Annotated in this window: 2 protein-coding genes; both read right to left on the bottom strand. The window is 40.1% G+C overall.

Annotated features, from left to right (window positions below):
• Positions 1-1133, bottom strand: a 1133-nt coding sequence (locus AC1DND_RS21415) for a glycoside hydrolase family 2 protein (RefSeq protein ID WP_477584655.1), incomplete at its 3' end; no start/stop codon positions are given.
• 227 nt (positions 1134-1360) lie between these two features.
• Positions 1361-4177 carry a glycoside hydrolase family 95 protein gene (locus AC1DND_RS21410; protein ID WP_477584654.1) on the bottom strand — a complete coding sequence of 939 codons (2817 nt, stop codon included), beginning with the start codon at positions 4175-4177 and terminating at the stop codon, positions 1361-1363.
• Positions 4178-4253 lie beyond the last annotated feature (76 nt).

Genomic DNA, 4253 nt, shown 5'->3' with positions numbered 1-4253 from the left:
CATAAAATCCCTTCTTTATCCCAATAATCAGAATACAATAAATGATGTGGTTGATGTGCATCGCGGAAAGCATTAAAACCAGCAGCTTTAATTTGCCTAACTCTCGAACTGATCTGCTCGTTACTAAAAGCATGGCTCTGCCCGATTAGATGTTCATATTCGGCAATACCGTTAATAAAAACCGGTTTTCCATTTAACAGAAACTGTTTCTGGTTTGCTTGTTCACCAATGGGCCAGCTGATCCATCTGATTCCGTAAGGGGTTTTCAACTCATCTACAATCTTTCCATTTTCCATAATGGTAGTTTGTAAAGTATAGAGATACGGATTTTCTAACGACCAAAGTTTTGGATTGATGATCTTGTCTGTCTGCTGATCGATCTGAATTTCTTTTCCGACAGGAACAACAAMAGATTTTTTCAGTTCTTTAATCTGTTTTCCATTCAGATCCAGCAATCTGTTTACAAGGTTTATATTTTTAGGCTTTAAACCATAGTTTTTAAGTGTGGTACTCAGGTTTAAAACAGCAGATTCTGCAGAGATTTTATTATCGTTCCAAATGTGAACACCAAAAGGTTCAACACGGATATCATTAGTCACAATTAAATGAACCGGCCGGAAAATGCCCATTGGTTGCGAACCTTCTGAAAAACCGCGTTCTGTAGAACAACCACCATCAACCCAGGGTAAATCCTGGATATTTGCAGGATGATCGGCCCTTACCGCTAGTACATTTTCCTGGTTATTTAATTTGATGGCTGAAGTGACATCCAAAGTAAAAGTTGTTCTCCCACCAGCGTGATAACCCACTTTTTTACCGTTTAACCAAACAGTTGCATACGAACCCACACCTTCAAAATACAGAAAAAAACGTTTTCCAAACTTAATTCCGTTATTTTTAAATGTTTTGCGGTACCAGGCATAGCCATGTTTATTGCCATGAAGTTTCCGTTGATAGCCTTCATATTGATCCCAGTTGTGCGGAACATTTACTTTTTTCCAGTTTAAGGTTTTGTAGCTGGCTAACTGAAAACCATCAAAAGTATTGTTGTTTTTTTCATCGGCAATACTGAGCCAGTTTGAATTTAATAAAACATCTTTCCTGGTTTGATTTTGTGCATAGAGTGAACTCACTCCATAAAAATTGATGAAGCATAACAGCAGTAAAAGCAATTGTTTAAATTGAATTCTTTTTGGTTCGTACGGGCTCAAACCGAGGCAACTAGCCAAGGTACGTGTCCCCACGTACCTCTTCGGGAAATTTCGCGGGGATGTGTTCAGGCAAATCTGGCGTGTGTTAATCCAGGCTAAGACTGACGAAATCTTCTCCCGCTCAGTCCTTTTAGATTTCGTAAGTTGATTCATCTCGCTTTCAAATCTCCATTCAACTTATAACTTTCACCAGCTTTAGTTTCGAACGTTGCATTATTGTTTTTGTAGCGGATTTTACAGTTTCCTCCTGTTTTAGATTTTATGGTAAGTGAGGTTAGTAAACCTTTATCCCAGGTTAAATCCAGTTCGAAACCTCCTCGGGCCAGAAGCCCTTTAATTTCTCCGTTTGGAATTGCCGTTGGCAATGCGGGTAAAATATCCAGATAGCCCTGGTGACTTTGCACAACCATTTCGGCAATTCCGGCTGCACCACCAAAGTTTCCATCTATCTGGAAAGGCGGGTGTGCATCAAAAAGATTCACATAAGAACCTGCGCCATTATTGGCTGGCTTCATTAACATTTTAACCAGTTTCATGGCATGATCGCCATCTTTAAACCTCGCCCAGAAATTGATTTTCCAGGCTAAACTCCAGCCTGTAGCGTCATCTCCGCGGTACAACAAAGACTGTTTTGCCGCTTGCATCATCTTTTCATTACTATCCCAGGTGATGTCATTTCCAGGATAAACGCCCCACAAATGAGAAACATGGCGGTGTTTACTTGCGGTATCATCTACATCGGTTAACCATTCTTGTAACTGTCCGTATTTACCAATCTGGTTTGGCGCCAGCTGTTTAACTTTTTCTGCTAGCGATTTTCTGAATTCGGCATCTACATTAAGCGTTTCGGCTGCTGTTATACAATTTCTGAAAAGCGATCTGATAATCTGGTGGTCCATTGTTGGGCCAGCCACTAAACCTCCATTTTCCGGTGAATTAGAAGGTGTACTAATTAACCAACCTGTTTTCGGGTCTTTCACTAAAAAATCTTCGTAAAATAAAGCAGCTTGTTTCATTAAAGGATAGGCTTCACTTTCCAGAAACTTACGGTCTTTACTAAATTGATAATGCTCCCATAAATGATCACTTAACCAACCGCCCCCACTTACCCAAATACCATGATTGGAGGCATTAATTGGTGCTGTACCGTTCCATAAATCGGTATTGTGGTGTAAAACCCAACCACGGGCATTGTAATACGCTTTTGCCGTTTCAGCTCCGGTTTTCGCCAGTCCTTTGATTTTGTTGAAAAGCGGCTCGTTTAAGGCTGATAAATTAAGAATTTCAGTCGGCCAGTAGTTCATTTCGAGGTTAATATTGGTAGTGTACTTGCTTCCCCATGGTGGTGTAAGCAGATCATTCCAAATCCCTTGAAGATTGGCTGGCTGAGTACCAGGCCTGGAGCTGGAAATCAACAAATATCTTCCATACTGCATATATAACGCAGCAAAAGCAGGATCGTTTGCAGTTGCAAATTTTGTTAATCTTTCATCTGTAGGAAGGTTTTCATTATCCGAACGGCCAAAATCGACATTAAAAGTGTTGTAATAGCTTTGATATTCTTTAATGTGCTTCTGTTTGATTTCGGTGTAAGGTTTACCTTTTAAACTATTGAGTGCTTTAACATTGGCGGCTGCAGGGTTCCCAGAAACATCCTGCGCATTGATAAAATTGGTTCCGCCCGTCAAGTAAAGTGTTACTTCATCTGCCTGATTGATGCTAATTTTGCCATTCATCACCTTCACAGATCCATTTTTGATTAAAGCCGTTAATCGACTCTCTCCCTTAATCGCACCATCTTTTACCTGAACAGATAAGGCAATCACATTATTCCCTAAAGCTTTTACGGACGATTTTCGGTGAGCGCTTGAAAGTTCAGCATCGAAACTAATGGATGCCTTTTTATCGGCCGTTAAATGGATTACAACAGCTTGATTCGGCTGGCTAGCAAAATACTCACGCACATAGTTTACGCCATTTAAAGTATAAGTGGTTTTCGCAACGGCAGTAGTGATATCTAAAGATCTTTTGTAATTAGATACAATCGATTTGGTCTGCTTGAAATACAAATTCAAATCACCAAAAGGCTGATAACTGCCCTGATATTGTGGAACGGCAGGTGGATCTTCGTCCTGAATTTTATATTTCCACTCTTTATGTAAGGAGATGCCCTGTTCTACACTGCTTCCAATAGGATAAATGCCAATCTTTTTTGTGGTGTCTTTATAACCAGCCAATCCGCCTTTATCGAAGTAGTTGAGTACCTGAATGGCAATTACATTTTTACCCTTTTTAATCAGCTTTACAGGAATAGTATATTTTCTTGGCTCCGTATTATCAGTATTACCGACCAATTCACCGTTTATATAAGTAAAATCCTGATCACGGATGCGATTAAGATCGAGTACAAGATCTTTTCCAACCCAGTTTTCGGGCACTTCAAAAGTGGTTCTGAACCAAACCGCGCCATCCAGATTGGCCAATCCTACAGTTTCCCAACCCTCATAGGAAGGCACTTTAATCGTTTTCCAAAGCTGATCATCAAAATTTGCCAAAGCAGGATTGCCTTGAATGCCTTTTCCGGCTTTCATTTCATTTACCCAAATTTTTCTGTCACCCGATGTACTTTGCAAGCTCATAAAATGTTCTTGTGCCAAAGCTTCTGCTGCTGCCTGTTTTCCTTCAAAAAGTAATTTCCTGATCTCAGGCAGATATTGGTAAGCTCCTTTCCGGTTATAATCCCTTGGTTTGCCTGTCCAAACGGTTTCCTCGTTAAATTGGATATGATCTACAGCCGCTCCGGCGAAAATCATGGCGCCTAATCTACCGTTTCCGATTGGCAAGGCATCCGTCCACTTTTCTGCAGCTTTATTGTACCATAACGTATGGTTGTTTTCTTGTGCAAAGCTGCAAAAATGAGCCGCCAATATTAAAAATGATGTACTTAATAAAAGTTTAAACCTCATATTATTGTCCTTTATCGCCTGAAATAATTTCGATGTTACTGCTTACTTCTTTTTCTTTTTTAACAGCCTCTTTCAC

The sequence above is a fragment of the Pedobacter sp. 01N416 genome (assembly GCF_056399685.1).
The sequence above is the reverse complement of the archived record's forward strand: the minus strand, read 5'-3'. Positions and strand labels throughout refer to the sequence as shown.